The sequence below is a fragment of the Methylocella sp. genome (assembly GCA_037200525.1).
Classification (GTDB): Bacteria; Pseudomonadota; Alphaproteobacteria; order Rhizobiales; family Beijerinckiaceae; genus Methylocapsa.
In genome coordinates, this window is record JBBCGG010000001.1 from 4144963 (window position 1) to 4161545 (window position 16583).

General features: G+C 59.9%; 14 protein-coding genes. 7 read left to right on the top strand and 7 right to left on the bottom strand.

The genetic code is table 11. The annotated features are described in order from the left end of the window. Positions 1-103: 103 nt before the first annotated feature. Together WDN46_20330 and WDN46_20335 are read left to right on the top strand one after the other, a co-directional pair. Entirely contained in the window at positions 104-883 is a 780-nt protein-coding gene (locus WDN46_20330; protein ID MEJ0095662.1) for an outer membrane protein, read from the top strand. A 532-nt stretch (positions 884-1415) separates the two neighbouring features. Then, positions 1416-1844 (top strand): hypothetical protein, encoded by a 429-nt coding sequence (locus WDN46_20335; GenBank protein ID MEJ0095663.1) that lies wholly within the window; start codon positions 1416-1418, stop codon positions 1842-1844. 357 nt (positions 1845-2201) lie between these two features. Here the strand turns inward: WDN46_20335 and WDN46_20340 are convergent, their stop codons facing one another. The 3 genes from WDN46_20340 to WDN46_20350 all read right to left on the bottom strand — a co-directional run bounded on the left by WDN46_20340 (position 2202) and on the right by WDN46_20350 (position 3633). Continuing rightward, positions 2202-2819 carry a PfkB family carbohydrate kinase gene (locus tag WDN46_20340; GenBank protein ID MEJ0095664.1) on the bottom strand — a complete coding sequence of 206 codons (618 nt, stop codon included), beginning with the start codon at positions 2817-2819 and terminating at the stop codon, positions 2202-2204. Further along, positions 2740-3174 carry a PfkB family carbohydrate kinase gene (locus tag WDN46_20345; GenBank protein ID MEJ0095665.1) on the bottom strand — a complete coding sequence of 145 codons (435 nt, stop codon included), beginning with the start codon at positions 3172-3174 and terminating at the stop codon, positions 2740-2742. The genes WDN46_20340 and WDN46_20345 overlap by 80 nt, the downstream gene beginning before the upstream one ends. A gap of 255 nt (positions 3175-3429) precedes the next feature. Beyond that, positions 3430-3633 carry a hypothetical protein gene (locus WDN46_20350; protein MEJ0095666.1) on the bottom strand — a complete coding sequence of 68 codons (204 nt, stop codon included), beginning with the start codon at positions 3631-3633 and terminating at the stop codon, positions 3430-3432. 182 nt (positions 3634-3815) lie between these two features. Here WDN46_20350 and WDN46_20355 point away from each other — a divergent pair, with 182 nt between their 5' ends. Continuing rightward, entirely contained in the window at positions 3816-4730 is a 915-nt protein-coding gene (locus WDN46_20355) for an AraC family transcriptional regulator (protein MEJ0095667.1), read from the top strand. 302 nt (positions 4731-5032) lie between these two features. Further along, the gene (locus WDN46_20360; GenBank protein MEJ0095668.1) at positions 5033-6760 is read left to right on the top strand and encodes a carboxylesterase family protein; all 1728 of its coding nucleotides are present in this window, start codon (positions 5033-5035) and stop codon (positions 6758-6760) included. A gap of 173 nt (positions 6761-6933) precedes the next feature. On the opposite strand, the gene WDN46_20365 is transcribed toward WDN46_20360, so the two are convergent. Further along, positions 6934-7704, bottom strand: a complete 771-nt coding sequence (locus WDN46_20365) for a transporter (protein MEJ0095669.1) — start codon at positions 7702-7704, stop codon at positions 6934-6936. On the opposite strand from WDN46_20365, the gene WDN46_20370 reads away from it, so the two are divergent. Together WDN46_20370 and WDN46_20375 are read left to right on the top strand one after the other, a co-directional pair. Next, the gene (locus WDN46_20370; protein MEJ0095670.1) at positions 7703-8008 is read left to right on the top strand and encodes a hypothetical protein; all 306 of its coding nucleotides are present in this window, start codon (positions 7703-7705) and stop codon (positions 8006-8008) included. The two genes, WDN46_20365 and WDN46_20370, sit on opposite strands and share 2 nt — an antisense overlap. 769 nt (positions 8009-8777) lie before the next feature. After that, positions 8778-9866 carry an LLM class flavin-dependent oxidoreductase gene (locus WDN46_20375; protein MEJ0095671.1) on the top strand — a complete coding sequence of 363 codons (1089 nt, stop codon included), beginning with the start codon at positions 8778-8780 and terminating at the stop codon, positions 9864-9866. 54 nt (positions 9867-9920) lie between these two features. Here WDN46_20375 and WDN46_20380 read toward each other — a convergent pair whose 3' ends face one another. From WDN46_20380 to WDN46_20390, 3 genes are all read right to left on the bottom strand, one after another. Further along, positions 9921-10277, bottom strand: a complete 357-nt coding sequence (locus WDN46_20380) for a 2Fe-2S iron-sulfur cluster-binding protein (GenBank protein MEJ0095672.1) — start codon at positions 10275-10277, stop codon at positions 9921-9923. Next, on the bottom strand, positions 10277-11992 hold the full coding sequence (locus tag WDN46_20385) for an FAD-binding protein (GenBank protein MEJ0095673.1): 1716 nt from the start codon (positions 11990-11992) through the stop codon (positions 10277-10279). Before WDN46_20385 ends, WDN46_20380 begins: the two co-directional genes overlap by 1 nt. 100 nt (positions 11993-12092) lie before the next feature. Beyond that, positions 12093-12632 (bottom strand): winged helix DNA-binding protein, encoded by a 540-nt coding sequence (locus WDN46_20390; GenBank protein MEJ0095674.1) that lies wholly within the window; start codon positions 12630-12632, stop codon positions 12093-12095. Positions 12633-12770: 138 nt separating this feature from the next. Here WDN46_20390 and WDN46_20395 point away from each other — a divergent pair, with 138 nt between their 5' ends. Beyond that, positions 12771-16400: a hydantoinase B/oxoprolinase family protein gene (locus WDN46_20395; protein ID MEJ0095675.1), complete on the top strand. Its 3630-nt coding sequence runs from the start codon at positions 12771-12773 to the stop codon at positions 16398-16400. Positions 16401-16583 lie beyond the last annotated feature (183 nt).

The window sequence follows — 16583 nt, forward strand, 5'->3', positions numbered from 1 at the left end:
GCCATTCTGGAGCTTGAGCCATTGTAGATTGACGGAGATGGGCTCAGTTTAAGGAGCATTAACCTAAAAAAAGGGGGGACGTGTTACGTTTCGTCGTATTCTCATGGCTTCGGCTGGCGTCATCGCGCTGGCTGGATCGGCTGTTGCGGCCGACCTGCCCTCGCGGGCTCCGCCGCCGGTCTATCTGCCGCCGGCGCCGATCTTCACCTGGACCGGCATCTATATCGGCGGCCAGATCGGCTACGCTTGGGGCAACCAGAACACCAATTTTGGCGACAATTTTGGCGATTTCGCTCAGTTCAGCAATAGCGCTCAAGGCGTCATCGGCGGCGCTCACGTCGGCTATAACCTGCAGCTGAGCCAGTTCGTCATCGGTATCGAAGGCAGCGTCGACGGCACCAGCCTCAGCAAATCCTTCAACAGCAGCAACACGTTCTTTGGCGGGGCGCTTCCCGGCAACGTCAACATCAACGTCAACTCGGGCGTTCAGGGTTCGATCCGCGGCCGCGTCGGCTACGCTTGGGACCGCGTCCTGTTGTACGCAACAGGCGGCGTCGCCTTCGCTGGCGTCGACGGCAACATTCAGAGCAATTTCGCAGATGGATTCGGCGGCTTCGACAGCGCTTCGTCGACGCGGGTTGGCTGGACCGTCGGCGGCGGCCTCGAATATGCCGTCACCAACAATTGGTCGATCCGGGTGGAATATCGCTATTCCGATTTCGGCCATTCGACGATCTTCGCGAGCAATTCGTTCAACGATCCGATCCTTGGCAGCGCTGGCGCTTTCTTCAACCGTCACGTCGTCGAGAACCAGGTGCAGGTCGGCTTCAGCTACAAGTTCGATATGCTGCCCCCGCCGGTTCCGGTTGTGGCCAAATACTGAGGCATAGCCTCCCGGCTTCAACTTTCAGGACGAAAGCCAATGAAAACCCGGCCAACTGGCCGGGTTTTTATTTTAGCGGCTCTGCGCGCTGTCTCACGATCGCGCGGCGCGGTTCCGCCGGTTGAAGCGACCCGCCCCCGAAGCGTCGATAATCAAATGGGTTATGTACAATTTGCAAAATCATTTTAGGCTTTTCCTTAAAGGATAAAGGCAATGCACTGGAAGACACTGATCTCTGCGATTTACATCCTCGTTTCGGCCATCATATGGGCCATCGCGTTTGCCTGGACATCGTCCGACTCATTACCCGCAAAGACGCGTAAGAGGACAGCTGCATTCCTTCGCCATTCGGAGCAGTGACGATGGCGATCAGTCCCTATCCTGCGGCCGGGGCTCGCAAACCGAAGCCTTGCTGTGTCCTGGCGTGTGCTGCGACGCACAGCGCGGGCATCGCTTGTTCGACACAACTTTCGAAATTTCGAATTTTATAGATTTGGCAAATAGCGCCGCGGCCTCCGTCAGGAACTACCCAATGATTATTCGCACCACCATCCTTAGCCTTTGCATCTTTGCCGCTCCGGCCCTCGCCGAGTCGCAGCTTCCTTTGGCGAAGGCAAGCCAGCCGCAGCTTGCCCAAGAGCCCGCTTATCCCGATTGCGGGCGGGATAAATGGCCTTGCGTCCAACGCGCTCAACCGGAGATGGCTTACCAGTCCGAAATGTGCGGATCGGTCGTGCATCGGAGCCAGCAGGCAATTTCCGATAGATGCCACCGCGCCTACGACGGGCCGGAATATTCGACGGCGACCAAGGAGGCGCGCAAACACGCGATTGATATGTGCGTCGTGAGAGAAACCGCGCTTGACGCCAATAATTTAGGCAGACCTTCGCAAATCGGGCCTGATCAAAAGGAGGCTCTGTCAAAGGGCGCAAATCGTTCGGTGGCCGAGACAACCCCCTGACGACGACTAAGACGCCGCTTTGAGGCAAACAAATCCAGAGGGATGCACAACTCAAGCCTGCGCGACATGATGCCGAGACCCAGGCTCCGTGCTGTCGCTTTCCAGCTCGCCTATCAACAGCTGTGTGCGCACCCTTGCACTCGCTCCGTTTTCGCGATGCTACCAAAAGCGCGGCCGGCGGCAGAATCGCCGGGCGCGGCGCTGCGCGCCCATTCGCGCTGCGGCGAGGGCCTTGTGGCGCAATGATGCCAATAAGTCAGCAGCTCTGCAGGTTTCGCCCTGAATAATTTGGCGACCTCCGCCTGCAAGATCCCGCAAAACCTTATCAGTTGAACGCTCCATCTAAGCCAACCGGCGCTAGGACAACTGCCTCTCGCCGTCCGCGCCGCATCGTCCACCGCGCAGGCCGTTTAGACCCAGATTCTTGAACTCATCTTCGAACGCGTAGGCCTTTTGCGCTCCTCGCCGGGTGATTGAGTCGGCCGCATAGCGAACCGCTTTGCCGAGAGAGCCGAGGAGATCGCCGGTTTCGACGTAATAGCGGGCGAAGCAGCCCATGAAGGCGTCGCCGGCCCCCGTCGTGTCGACCGGCGTAACCGGGCCTGGCGAAGCGATGGGAACAACGTCGGTCTCCGTAACCAGTAGGGCTCCGCGTGCGCCGAGGGTGACGATCACTGTCCCGATCCCTTTCGCAATAAGGCTGCGAGCCGCGGCCTCGACTTCGGCCAAGCTGTCGACGGGCTGGCCCGAGAGCGTGCGGAGTTCACTCTCATTCGGCGCGAGAAAAGTCGCATGCCTGATCTTCTCGAGATCGAGCGCGCCGACCGCAGGCGCAGGATTGAGCAGGGTCTTGATGCCGTTGCGATGGCCGAACTCAATGGCTGAATAGACCGTCTCAACCGGAATCTCCAATTGCAGCAGGATCAGGCGGCAGGATTTGAGGTCGTCGGCGGCCCGCTCGATATCGGCCGGCAAAAGGTCGGCATTTTGCGCCCTTGACAATGAGGATCGAATTCTCACCCGACGGCTCCACCATAATGGACGCAACGCCGCTCGACCGACCCGGCGCTTTGCCGACGTGGCGTGTGCCGATTCCAAAGCTTTCGAGATTCTTGATCGTATCATCGGCGAACATGTCGTCGCCGACCTTGGTGATCATTAGGACGTCGCCGCCAAGCTTGGCTGCTGCAACGGCTTGGTTCGCCCCCTTGCCGCCGTGGCCCATCTCAAAGGACAGAGCTTCGACGGTCTCGCCTTTGCCCGGCATGCGCGCCACATATGTGACGAGATCAATCATGTTGCTGCCGATGACGGCGATGCGCCCTGCCATGTCAGGCTCCCTTTGTGTGCTGTGAGATGATTGATCGAGCGAGATCGGTCGCTACGATTCGATCGACGTAGCGGAGATGGGTCGTGACGGTTTCGCGCGATGCGTCCGCAAGGACGCGGAGATTGCCCTTATGCTTTTCAGCTGCATAACCCTCCGGCTCACGCGCGCGGGGCATAACAAAAGCGGCGACCGGATCGTAGCAAACCGATAACCCGTCGTCTTCCAGTCGCGCCAAAAGGAAGAATCTCGCTGGCTCTAGGGCCACCCTCCTTCGACAAAAGTGAAATTCGCGCGGCGCAGATACATCAGGTTCATCTGCGCCAGAGATACCACAGTCATGACGAGATTGACGTAGGTGCGCCCGCTGCGCCTCACAGCATATTCGTGCACGCCCGTGATCGCAATCCAGGCGCACCGCTCGTCTGAACCGCAGGACACGCCCGCCTCGTCCAGCGACATATACGGCAATTTCCCCGTGCAGCGGACAAGCGTTCTCAGGACTAGCTATCAGAGCGGTCCGTCCTGCACGCAACAACGATGGCTTGAGTCGATTATTGCTGCATCGACTATTGCTACCCGCGTCGCCCTTGTCTACCTTCGGTCCAAAAAACAAGCAAAAAAACATCAACGGGGGAAACATCATGAGCGATTCTCAAAAACTCGCGACGCGAGACGACGTCCCTTTAAGCAATGCCGACGTAGAGCAGCAGCTTTCTTGGACGAGCGGCTCGGCGCTGATGAAGACGCAGGCTGCGGACAGCCGCTGTCAACGCGACTTCCAACGCAACGACCTCGCGATAGGCATCCTCTTTCAGAATCCCGGCAGCGAAGTAACTTGGCGTCTCGACGGCAAGCCCGTGTTGGCTAAAGCATGGCCGTCGGCGATCGGATCGCGCGACATGGTTATTCTTCCGCCCGGTTGCGAATTTCAAAGCCGCTGCCAAGGAAGCGGACAAGGGCTATGGCTGTTCATCGACCCGGACTCGATCATCGACGATAAAAGAGTCAAATCCTTCATAAAACGAGCGACGATAGATTGCTCATGGACCAAAGACCGTTTGTCGTGGATGCTTGCGTCTGAAATCAGGAAGGAATGTGCGAATGGCTTCCCTCGCGGCCCGATGTTCCTTGAAAACGCAGCAACGATATTCATCACGCAATTGGCTTACTTCTTGGACAACGCCGCCCCGCGCTTCGAGCCGACGCGCGCTCTTTGCGACGCAAAGCTACGAATGGTTGTCGAATATATCGAGAGTAATCTCTATCGCAATATCCCGCTATCGGAGCTCGCGGGCCTCGTCGAACTCACTCCGCGATATTTTTGCGGAGCGTTTAAGCAGGCCTTGGGAAGGCCGCCGCATCAATTTCAGATCGAACAGCGCGTCGAGCGAGCGAAGACGCTATTGCGCGATCCCTCATTGTCCCTGATAGATGTTGCGCTCACAGTGGGATTCAACAGCCAGAGCCATTTGAACGATTATTTTCGTCGCATCGTCGGCATAACTCCGGCTCACTATCGGGCTGAAGCGCAGCAGGGCAAAGCGCACTCGCCCTAAAAACCCATCCCCTGAGCCGATCAGCTGAACGGTGCAGCGTTTGCTGAGCATGCGGCGATCATTCGCCAAGCTACGATTTTATCGCCGATTGCGCGAAGGATCGGCCGCGTTGAATTGGTTGCGGAAGACCGCCGGTAGGAAGGCTCCCATATCCTGCGTATCTGTAGCTTCCGCGCCAACCGAATATCCAAATCATGATAGGGAGCGGAACTTCATGGAAGATTAGGCGCCCTGACATTGCTATGCCTCGACAATGTCACCGGATATCCAGGTGGCAGTTAAGCAAAAGCAATGGGGGAAATATGTCCAAGCTTTCAAAGCTGCGGTCGACTGCGCGTTCGCGCGCAACAAGAGCGAGGCCATCGACCAAAGGCAGAGTCGGCGTTGCGCTGGGCCTGATTTTTGGAGCCGGCGCGCTGGCGGCGCCGATGCAAGCATACGCCGCAAAACCGCTCATAGTCACGACGCAGGAAGGGCGCGTCGAAGGATTCTTGAGCAATGGCGTCGCTGAGTTTCTCGGCATTCCATACGCCGCGCCGCCGGTCGGCGCGCTGCGCTGGAAGCCGCCGCAGGCGCATGCGTCCTGGACCAACATTTTGCAGACAAAGGCCTTTGGCCCAACCTGCGCCCAGATCACGACTCTCGGCGTCTTCGCTGGTCCGGCCAATAACAACGAAGATTGCCTTTATCTCAACGTCTTCACGCCGAACGTCGATCCTGCGGCGAAAGAAAGTCTGCCGGTCATTCTTTGGATTCACGGCGGCGGCAACGTCGACGGCGAGAGCAATGATTATGACGCGAGCAAGCTGGCCGCCCAAGGCCACACGGTCGTCGTCACCATCAACTACCGTCTCAATCTGATGGGCTTTTTAGCGCATCCGGCGTTGGACGCCGAAGGCCATAACTTCGGTAACTACGGCATCCTCGATCAGCATCGCGCGCTCAAATGGGTGAAGCAGAACATCGAGCAATTCGGCGGCGACAAGAACAATATCACTGTCGGCGGCCAATCCGCAGGCGCGCAGGACACCGGTATGGCGGTCATATCGCCGCTGTTCTCAGGCATGTTCCAACGCGCCATTTACGAAAGCAGCGTCCCGAGCGCGGTGCCGACATTGGCGGCCGCCGAGGCGAAGGGCGTTGCGTTCGCTGTGGCCGCAGGTTGCGGCTCCGGCGCGGACGCCGCCACCGCCAAATGTCTGCGCAGCCTGAGCGTTCAGCAGATCGAGACGCTATCGGGCACGCAGAGCGCAAATGGCCCATACATCACCGGCCCGCTTCAAGATGGCGTAATTATTCCAATACAGCCGAGCGCGGCCTGGGAGAGCGGCCAGTTTAATCATATGCCGATGATGAACGGGCGCGTGCAGGACGAAGCCAATTTCAGCCTTGGCATCACGGAATTCTTTAAAGACCCTCGCGTGGCGTTCACGGATGCCGATTTCACAACGTTCGTTACGACAACCTACACAGGCAATGCCGGACCCGTTAACACGCCGCCCGCTTACCCGGCGGGTACGGTCGACAAGGTTTTGGCGCACTATCCGCTCAATGCATATGCTTCAGCGCAACTCGCGTTGGATGCTGTTCAAACGGACCCGGGCGCCTGCACCACGCGGCACTACAGCCAAATTATAGCTCCCCAAGTGCCCTACTACGCCTATGAGTTCGACGAACGGACAGCGCCTTATTACTTCCCCAAAATGCCAGGGTTTCAGGCTTTGGCCTATCATACATCCGACATCCAGTTCCTCTTCACGCTCTGGCATGGCGGGCCTTTAGGAATACAGCACGAACTCAATAAGAAGCAGGAAAACCTGTCAGATCAGCTTGTGGCGGCCTGGACGAACTTCGCTTGGACGGGCAACCCGAATGGGCAGGGAGACAGCCCCTGGCCACGTTACAAGAGCAAGCCGAACAAGCCTGTCTGGTTCTCCGAAAACATTCCCGTCTCGTCGACCTTCACTGACGTGCAATTCTCCGCAAATCATAAATGCGATTTTTGGGATAAGGTCCTGATATATCCCTGAGACAATCTCGGAGCCTATCGACACAACAGAGTGACGGTCCAAGGGACCGTCACTTTTTTAGCTCCTGATTTGCCGCCTCGTGCGGTAGGCCGCGCGTCGACCGTAAAGTTTGTCTTGAGGCGCCAGCGCCGCACCATAGCCACGCGATGCTACGCGGTCAGGACAACCCTGGTCTATTTCGTGACGACGACTTGCTCCTCCACAGGGGGCGCAAAACTCAAAATCGGGATCGTCAGCCGCGCAAAGACGTGGGTATCGTCTTTGCCGTAATTCGTATCGCCACCCTGCACGATGGCGTGTGTGGCTTCAACGCGGAGCGTCGGGCCGCCGAAATCGTAGCCGACCATGCCGCCAACGGCGACCGTGCGCCCCGACCCTATAACGGCGTTCGCCGGGGTCCTTTCGACATCCCATGCCCCGTAGCCGACGAAACCAATCTCCCATCTTCCAAAGGCGTGCGCGGCGGTCCAGTCGACGTTGAAGTAATTCGGCTGTTTCAATCCCACCGCGTCAGGCGTCGTAATGCCGAAAATCGAATTCGCTGAAAGGATCCAGCCGTCCCGAAGATAGCTGAGCGCCACGCGCTCCTCGAACGCCGCGCCGCTCGCAACGCCCGGAGTCGTTAGGGCGGTGCTGGTCGCGACTGGCGGATAAAATCCCTGGCTGAACGATACAAAAAAGCCCTGTCCGAGATTCCACGACAGCGACAGCGGGATCAAAAGGGGGTTGAAGACATCGCGCTTGAACGTCCGGGGCGGAACCCAGAGCACGATGCCTTCGAGGATGATCGATGCCTGATAGGAAGCGCCAAGAAACTGCCAACCGGGAGACCAGGTCATGCTGGGAATGTCTGCCGTGATTGTCTTGTTCGGGCTGGAGCCGTAGTGGGCAAGATCGGAAAAATAAAGCCCAGGCAGATACGCCGCGCCTAGCGGAATTCCCATGGTCACGCCGGGCGGCGTCCATGACGCCGCGGATGCGGGGTTAGCGCAGGCCGATAGAGCCGCAAGGGACAGTGCAAATAAGATGCGTTTAAGATTGTTGCCGGCCATTAAATCTGTCTTCCACTTGTTATTCTTACGTGCTTTTTTTGAGCCGCTGCCCGAGCGTCGAATTCGCCTTGCGATCGGTGCGTTAGCGGCGGCTTCGGCATTGCTCGCGCTCACGCGGTTGGCGGTGCCTGCGCTCCCGAACGCCGGCGCCTGTGAAGCTTACGGCGCTACAAGTATACAAATTCAATGGAAATAATATTCTTTTCTGTGCCTTGCCGGACTTACATATTGTCGCAGCGCGCGAATGACTGTCGGGGCTGCAACGAGCCGCGTTTAAACGCGCCCCTTGGCTCCTGCATGTCATCAACCGCGATGGCCGGGCTGGATCAGCGCTGCAGGCCCGATGAGCATCCGGGGAAAGGCGCCGCAAATAGCCGATGACATCGTGTGAAAATGTCGTGCGTCGCCGATGCCGCAACCGCAATACACGACGACCGCGCGACCCTCTATGCCCAGCCGCTATGAAGGGGCTTAAGCTTTTCTAGATCTTTCTAATTCGATAAATTATACACTAAAAGTGATCAGCCTCTCCCGTCCCCGGCTTTATCGCCTTTTCTAGTAGGTATACGAATCGCCTAGATTCTCGGATGGCGCAGTGCGAAGGGTCAAGGAACGCCAGCTTTTGCCCAGATTTTTGACTCGCCAGCTTGCCCATCGCGGCAACCAAATCCGCGCGGCAATTCGCCCGTTTGACGTCTCACGGTGGCCGGCAAGCATGACTTCTCTTGTGACTGCCCTTGGCGCATCGGAGTCTATAGCGCAAGCCGCCGCAACGGCTACCTCGGCGCGTTCACGGGTTGGTCGATCGCCCCTGTAATTGACAAAACACGGCTCCCTCTCGAAACGATCCCAGCAGGACGGAAATGACGCTAATGACCGCAACGGACGAATTCAAAACACTTCACCACGGGCTATCGCTATTGGCTCGCGCTGACAGTCCATTTGCGAAAATCGCCGCGCAGCCCATGATGATTGGGCTTTTCTTGCCAACGCAGACGGGCGGATTCTCGCAATCAAAGCTGCATAGAGGGATCCGTTGGGATTTCGAATATAATAAGAAGCTCACGCTGGCTGCTGAGGCTCACGGATTCGATTTTGTGTTCGGCCTCCAGCAATGGACTCCGAAGGGAGGTTTTGGCGGCGAGATGAACTATAGGGAAAACTTCCTTGATCCGTTCATTTCGACGGTGGCCCTCGGTGCGGTCACTACATCCATCGTCACCATATCGACGGTTCACATCCTCTACGGCAATTGGCATCCACTGCATCTTGCGCGTTTCGCTGCGACGGCCGACCATATCTCAGGCGGCCGGTTCGGACTGAATATCGTCACGGGCTATGACGCTCGCGAACCGCTGATGTTTGGCATGAACCGGATCGATCATGACAAGCGGTACGAACAAGCCGATGAATTCACTTCCATCATGGAGGATCTGTGGGTCGGCATAGATAATCTGACCTATGACGGCCAGTTCTACCAGCTCGATGGAGCCTATGTTTCGCCGCGCCCGCTTTTCGAGCGCCCGATCCTCGTCTCCGCTAGCGCCTCGCCGGCAGGGTTCGCCTACGCAGCGCGACATTCGGACGTCGTGTTCACGTCCAGTCCCGCCGGCGCCGAATTCGAAAAGGCGATTGCCGCGCTGCCGGCGCATGTCGGACAAATCCACGACGCCTACGCGAAAACCGGACGGACGGGAAAAGCCATCATTTTCCCGATGATCGTTTGCAAGCCGACGCGCGCCGAGGCCTACGCCTATCGCGACGCGATCGTCGAGCAGGCGGATCTTGCGTCGATCGCGGCCTATGAGAATCGCCATTCCAAGGGCGATGCGCACGGCTGGCCGAAGCATGTGGCGGCGGACCGAGTGCTTGGCGGCCATATCCAGATCATCGGCGACCCTGACGATGTCGCGAAGGCGATCGGCGAGCTGCGCAAGGCCGGATTGAACGGCGTGCAGATCGGCTTCTACGACTACGGCCCCGACCTCGAGTTTTTCGCTGAGAACGTTCTTCCTCGCCTTGAAAAGATGGGCCTGCGAAAGCCTGTCAAATGATGACCTATCTTATCACGGGCGGCCCTGGTCGGGGATCTCGGAATGCGTTGGCGCTTACGCCTCGCCGCGCTTGATGGCGTGGGCTAGGCGCTCATCCGGCGGCGCAATCTCAGTGACGAGGTCGCGCCGGTGTTCCTTGTTGGGAAGCGGCTCAAGGACCATATCGCGCGGCTCGAGACGAACCGTGCACGCATAGTCAACCTTTCCGTCAATGACGATCATGCATTCCTTGCAACTATTCGCGTTGATGCAGGAATGTCGAACGCTTAGCGTCGGATCAAGGTGCGCGCGCACGAAGCGCAGCCCGTCGAGCACCGACTGACCCGGCGCATAGGGCACTTCGTAGCGGCTGACGGACGAAACCTCGCCGGATTCGCCGCGTCGGACGATCAGTTTTGCTGTTATGCTCATCAAGCGACCTCAGAAATCGGCGCGCCATAGACCGGCGCGCGGCCGAAAACGAGCGCTTCCCCCGCAAGAGCGGCGGTCTGGTGTAGGGTCCAGCTCTTTTCCATGCCGGGAAAATCCTCCCGTTGGTGCGCGCCGCGGCTCTCTTCGCGGGCCAGCGCCGCGCGCGTGATGGTTTCGGCGACGAGAAGCATGGAGCGCAGATCAAACCAGTCGAGGCGCGCCATGTTGTACGGGCCGGGGCGGCCGGGCGGCTTGCTTCCGACGCCAGCTCCTAGAGCAGCTAGCCTCGCGAGCGCGTAATCCAGTCCCTCGCGCGTGCGAAAGGGCCCGACGAAATCCGCCATCAGAGCTTGCAGATCGGCAATGGAGCCGGCCGAGTTGATATCCGCATCGGCCGATGCCGCGTTGACGAGGTCGAGCGCCTCGCCCGCAGCCACTATTTGCCAGCCAGATCGCGCTTTTGGATCGGCGGCGCGGCTGGCGGCCGCCTCGCCGGCCTGCTGGCCGAACACAAGCGCCTCGGTGATCGCGTTGCCCGACAGCCGATTGGCGCCGTTCGCACCCGCGACCAACTCGCCTGCGGCGAAGAGGTTAGGCGCCCGCGTCTCCATCATCCGATCGACGCGCACTCCACCCATGTGATAGTGCGCGATAGGCGCCACCTCGACCGGCATCTTGGCGAGATCGATGCCGTTTGCGGCCAGCCGGTTGATCACCGGACCGAAAGCCTCGCGCAGCCTTTCCTCGGGAATGTGCTGGAAGCTCAAATAAGCGCCGCCGGCAGGCGATCCACGGCCCGCCTGCACTTCCTTGAGAATGGCGTGGGTCGCCTTATCGCGGGTAACGACATAACGACCGGTTTCCTCATTGCCGTAATCATTCATGAATTCGCGCATTTCGGCATTGAGCAATCGTCCGCCAAGCTTATAGCGGAACGGATCCCACATGATCGGATCCATTCCGACGAGGCGAGGCGCCAGATGGCCGATCGGAAAAAATTGCACGAACTCCATATCCATCAACTCGGCGCCGGCGCGCAGCGCGAGGGCATGGCCGTCTCCGCCCATATTGGCGGATGCGCTATTGCGTCGGTAAAGCCGCGTTAATCCCCCGGTAGCCAGAACGACAGCCCCGGCGGCGACCGAGACCGGCCGACCATCAGCCACCGAAAAACCCACCGCTCCGCTTGCGACGCCGTCGCTGACAATCAAATCGGTAATGCAGAGATCGCCCACCCGGATGATTTGATCCTGCCTCAGCACCCGGCCCCGTAGGGTTTTTGCTACGGCGGGCCCCGTCGAGAGGAAATCGACGTAGACGCAGCGCGGCCGGTCGTGGCCGGGAGCCTGGGTCTGCCGCATGCGGCCGTCGGCCCCCCGCGCCCAGCCAACGCGCCATTCATCAAGCTGACGGATGGCGGCGGGTCCCCGCTCGCACACCAGTTGCGCCAAATCGGCGTCGCACAAGCCGCGGCCTGCGGTCAACGTGTCGGCAAGATGATGCTCCCAATGGTCCGGCGCTTCTTCGCCAAGCGCCGCCGCCACGGTCATCTGCGCCATGATCGTCGCGCCGCTGCGACCGATCAGACTGCGGTCCGCAAGCATCACTCGGACGCCCTTGCCGGCGGCGGACAGGCTGGCGGCCATGCCCGCGGCGCCAGAGCCGATGACCAGCACATCGGTATCGAGATGCACATTTTCCTGCGACGCAATCACATCCGAACTCCCCAGCACCAATCAGCCATCCGCCCGCAGCCCGGCGCGTAGCGGCTTCGGGCTTTCATTCCTCTTAACGCTGTTATGAAGCGACGCCCTGTTAGACGGTCGCGGCCGAGCGAGCGGCTTGATTGTAGTAGCCGGAAAGGGCGCGAAGCTTCTCGCCCAGGTCCGACAGCACGCTCTCCGATGGACCAGATGAGCGCAGCGGCTTCACCAGCAACTGCTCACGCACGGCCGCGTAGCGCGCGCAGACCTCTATGCCCTGGCGCGTCACGACGACCAGCTTTTCCTTGCCCTCGCGCTTGGTGCTTACAAGCTTCGCAGCCTCAAGCTTGCGCAAGGCATAGGCGATGACATGCGCCTCTTCGATATCCAGGATGAGCGCTATATCGGCAAATCGCTTCGGCCGATCGCGATGCCGAACGATATGCAGGATCAACACTTCGATCTTCGAGAGATTGGCGATGCCGGACGCAGCCATGCAGCCGACGATCCAACGATCGAATCCATGCACCGCGAGAATGAGTCCGAACTCGAATTCTGACAGGGCCGGCGAACCTCCCGCCGCCAGATGCGCCGACGACACTATCGGCTGTCCCAGCTTGTCATGCAGCGCTTTATCGTGATCAGCGGACATCCCATGGATCCTTATATTTGGCCAAACTGGCATTTTATCGATAATTTATCAAGGAGAAGTTGACATTTTTTATCGACAATGTATCGCTCGGCAAACATACTTCTTTTTCCGCATCTAAAATTGTGAGGACGACCGTTTATGGAAGGTGGCTGGCAATTTTGGGTCGATCGCGGCGGCACCTTCACCGATATCGTCGCCCGCAACCCCAGCGGCGTTCTCTCCACCCATAAGCTCTTGAGCGAGGCATCTGCGCTCTATGCCGACGCCACTATTGCCGGGATCAAGCAAATTCTGGCCATTCCGCTTGATCGGCCGATCCCGAACGGACTCGTCGATACCGTCAAGATGGGCACCACAGTTGCAACCAACGCTTTGCTTGAACGCAAAGGCGAACGGACGCTGCTGATCGTCAATCGCGGCTTCAAGGATGCTTTGGAGATCGGCGATCAGGCGCGGCCCCGATTGTTCGACCTCAATATTGTGCGGCCCTCGCCGCTCTATGAGCAGGTGATCGAAATCGCCGGTCGCGTCGATCGCGATGGCGAGGAGATCGAGTCGATGGATGAGGAGAGCGCGCGCGCTGCGCTGAGGCAAGCGCGCGCGGACGGCTTTGTCTGCTGCGCTATCGTGCTCATGCATGCATGGAAATATGCCGACCATGAGCGCAGGGTCGCGGCGCTTGCCCGCACGGAAGGATTCACTCAGATTTCCGCGAGCCACGAAGTGAGCCCGCTGCTGCGCTTCGTCCCCCGCGGCCATACCACTGTGGTGGACGCGTATCTTTCGCCTATCCTGCGCCGCTATGTAAACCAGGTCGCCGCCGAGCTTGGCGACGCCAAGCTCTATTTCATTCAGTCGAACGGCGGCCTGATCGATGCGCCGCGGTTCCAGGGCAAGGATGCGATCCTGTCCGGGCCGGCGGGCGGAATCGTCGGCGCCGCGCGCACCGCTGCTGCGGCCGGGCTCGATGAGATCATCAGCTTTGACATGGGCGGCACGTCGACGGACGTCGCGCTCTACGCTGGCTCCTTCCAGCATGCCTTCGACACCGAGGTCGCCGGCGCGCGCATCCGCGCGCCGATGATGGCGATTCACACCGTGGCGGCCGGCGGAGGTTCGATCCTACATTTCGATGGGGCCCGTTTTCGGGTAGGGCCCGACTCGGCGGGCGCCAATCCCGGCCCCGCCAGCTATCGCCGCGACGGTCCGCTCACAGTCACCGACGCCAATGTCTGCGTGGGCAAGATCCAGCCGCGACATTTTCCGGCGATCTTCGGACCAAACGGGAATGAGCCGTTAGACGCCGACATCGTCCGCGAGCGATTTGACGTTCTGGCCGAACGCATTAACGCGTCGACGGGCGAGCGGCGTGACCCCCGCGATATCGCCGAGGGCTTCCTGCGCATCGCCGTCGCCAATATGGCGAACGCGATCAAGCATATCTCGGTGCAAAAGGGACATGACGTCACTCGCTTTGCTCTGCAATGTTTCGGCGGCGCGGGCGGTCAGCATGCGTGTCTGGTAGCCGATGAGCTGAGCATGGATACGGTATTCATCCATCCCTATGCGGGCGTTCTGTCCGCCTACGGCATGGGCCTCGCCGACCAGACGATCATGCGCGAACAGGCTGTCGAGCTGCCATTCACGGCGGAAGCGCTCGCGCAACTCGCACAATGCGCGGATGCCTTGACGCAATCGGCGACGGAGGCGCTAGTCGCCCAGGGCGCAACCTCCGCCAGCATTGAGACCGGACGAAAACTGCACCTGCGCTACGCCGGAACCGAGGCCGCGCTCGCCGTCCCGTTTGCACCGCATGAGGAGGTCGTCCGCGCCTTCAGCGAAGCCCATCGGAAGCGGTTCGGTTTCACCACTCCGGGTCGCCCGCTGATCGTCGAAACCGTGTCGATCGAGGCGACCTGCCGAGGCGAGCCAGTGCGCGAGATGAACCTTGCGCACCGTGCGGGCGAACCGCTTGTTCCCATCGGCCACGCGCAAATCTGGAGCGACGGTTGTGCGCATCAGGCTCCAGTTTATGACCGCGCCGACCTGCGCGCCGGCGACCGCCTAGCCGGTCCGGCGCTGATACGCGAAGCGGCCGCGACGACGGTAGTCGAGCCCGGCTGGGCGGCCGAAATGACGTCGAAGGATCATATGCTGCTGCGACGCATGGCGCCGCGCGCATCGCGCATCTCGCCAGCGTTGGCCGCGGCCAAGCAGACCGCCGACCCCGTGCTTCTCGAATTGTTCAATAATCTATTCATGAACGTTGCTGAACAGACTGGAATAGTGCTGCAGAACACCTCGATGAGCGTCAACATAAAAGAAAGGCTCGATTTTTCCTGCGCGATTTTCGACGCCGCCGGCAATCTGGTCGCCAATGCGCCGCATGTCCCCGTTCATCTCGGGGCGATGGGCGAAAGCGTACGAACCGTGTTGCGGCGACGCGGCGCCACGCTGCGGCCAGGAGACGTAATCGCGCTTAACAACCCCTTTAACGGGGGCACCCATCTGCCCGACATTACCGTCATTACTCCGGTGTTTGATAAGGACGGAAGCACGATCCTGTTCTTCGTCGGCAGCCGCGGCCATCACGCCGATATCGGCGGCATCACGCCCGGCTCTACCCCGCCCAATTCGCGGAACCTCGAAGAGGAAGGCGTCGTGATCGACGACTTCCTGCTCATGGACCGCGGCGAATTCCGGGAAGCCGAGTTCCGCGCTATGCTGGCGCAGGCGCGCTATCCTGCGCGGAGCCCCGATGTCAACGTTGCCGACATCAAGGCGCAGGTCGCCGCTAATGAAGCAGGCGTCCAGGAATTGAATCGCGTGGTTGCGCTGTGGGAATGGGACGTTGTCGCCGCCTACATGGGTCACGTCATGGACAATGCCGAAGAGCATGTCCGAAGGGTGATCGCAAGCATCGACGACTGCGAATTTAGCGACACATTGGACAACGGCTCGGCGTTGCGCGTGCGAATCTCGGTGGATCGGAAAGCACGCGCGGCGGTGGTCGATTTCACCGGCACGGGGCTTCAGCGGACCGATAACTTTAACGCGCCACAGGCGGTTACCCGCGCCGTAGTGCTCTATGTCTTTCGCTGCCTTATCGGCGACGATGTCCCACTCAACGACGGCTGTCTCAAGCCCATAGACATCATTGTTCCGCCCGGGACCTTTTTGTCGCCTGCGCCCGGAGCCGCGGTAGTGGCTGGCAATACGGAAGTGAGCCAGGCGATTTGCAACGCTTTATTCGGCGCGCTCGGCGTCCTTGCTTGCAGCCAAGGCACAATGAACAACTTTTTGTTTGGCAACGACTCTTACCAGTATTACGAGACGATCTGCGGCGGCGCCGGTGCCGGAATTATGCCGGATGGCCGCGGATTCAATGGCGCTTCGGCCGTCCAGGTCCACATGACGAATACGCGGATGACGGACCCAGAAATCCTGGAGCTGCGTTATCCCGTCCGTCTCGTCGACTTCTCCATCCGACGTGGGTCGGGAGGCCTCGGGCGATGGCGCGGCGGCGATGGCGCGGTGCGGCGCATCGCCTTTCTCGAACCGATGACCGCCGTGATCGTCGCTTCGCGCCGGAAGGTCGCGCCGTTCGGGCTCAAAGGCGGGCATGATGGCGCCGCGGGACGCCAATGGGTGGATCGCGCCGACGGCGGCCGCACCGAACTCGGCGCCGCTGATCGCGCCGAAATGGCGGCGGGCGACGTCATGGTGATCGAGACGCCGGGCGGCGGCGGCTATGGCGCGCTGGTCTAATCCCGCGACAGGAAGCGGGCAAATGCTTCTCGGTCATAATGCCGCACAAGTCGGCGCAAGGATGGCTCGCCGCGTCGATCTGATCGAATGGGTTCCGGTCCTGCCATTGCCTAATAAATTCTATCGACTAAGATTAAACAGCTTGGAAACATGACCGCTGGGCTCTGTTTAAACCTTTCAGCC

Coding starts and splice junctions, on each gene's coding strand:
- WDN46_20330 (MEJ0095662.1), top strand. CDS start 104: ATGGCTTCGGCTGGCGTCATCGCGCTGGCTGGATCGGCTGTTGCGGCC.
- WDN46_20335 (MEJ0095663.1), top strand. CDS start 1,416: ATGATTATTCGCACCACCATCCTTAGCCTTTGCATCTTTGCCGCTCCG.
- WDN46_20345 (MEJ0095665.1), bottom strand. CDS start 3,174: ATGGCAGGGCGCATCGCCGTCATCGGCAGCAACATGATTGATCTCGTC.
- WDN46_20350 (MEJ0095666.1), bottom strand. CDS start 3,633: ATGTCGCTGGACGAGGCGGGCGTGTCCTGCGGTTCAGACGAGCGGTGC.
- WDN46_20355 (MEJ0095667.1), top strand. CDS start 3,816: ATGAGCGATTCTCAAAAACTCGCGACGCGAGACGACGTCCCTTTAAGC.
- WDN46_20360 (MEJ0095668.1), top strand. CDS start 5,033: ATGTCCAAGCTTTCAAAGCTGCGGTCGACTGCGCGTTCGCGCGCAACA.
- WDN46_20370 (MEJ0095670.1), top strand. CDS start 7,703: ATGGTCACGCCGGGCGGCGTCCATGACGCCGCGGATGCGGGGTTAGCG.
- WDN46_20365 (MEJ0095669.1), bottom strand. CDS start 7,704: ATGGGAATTCCGCTAGGCGCGGCGTATCTGCCTGGGCTTTATTTTTCC.
- WDN46_20375 (MEJ0095671.1), top strand. CDS start 8,778: ATGATGATTGGGCTTTTCTTGCCAACGCAGACGGGCGGATTCTCGCAA.
- WDN46_20380 (MEJ0095672.1), bottom strand. CDS start 10,277: ATGAGCATAACAGCAAAACTGATCGTCCGACGCGGCGAATCCGGCGAG.
- WDN46_20390 (MEJ0095674.1), bottom strand. CDS start 12,632: ATGTCCGCTGATCACGATAAAGCGCTGCATGACAAGCTGGGACAGCCG.
- WDN46_20395 (MEJ0095675.1), top strand. CDS start 12,771: ATGGAAGGTGGCTGGCAATTTTGGGTCGATCGCGGCGGCACCTTCACC.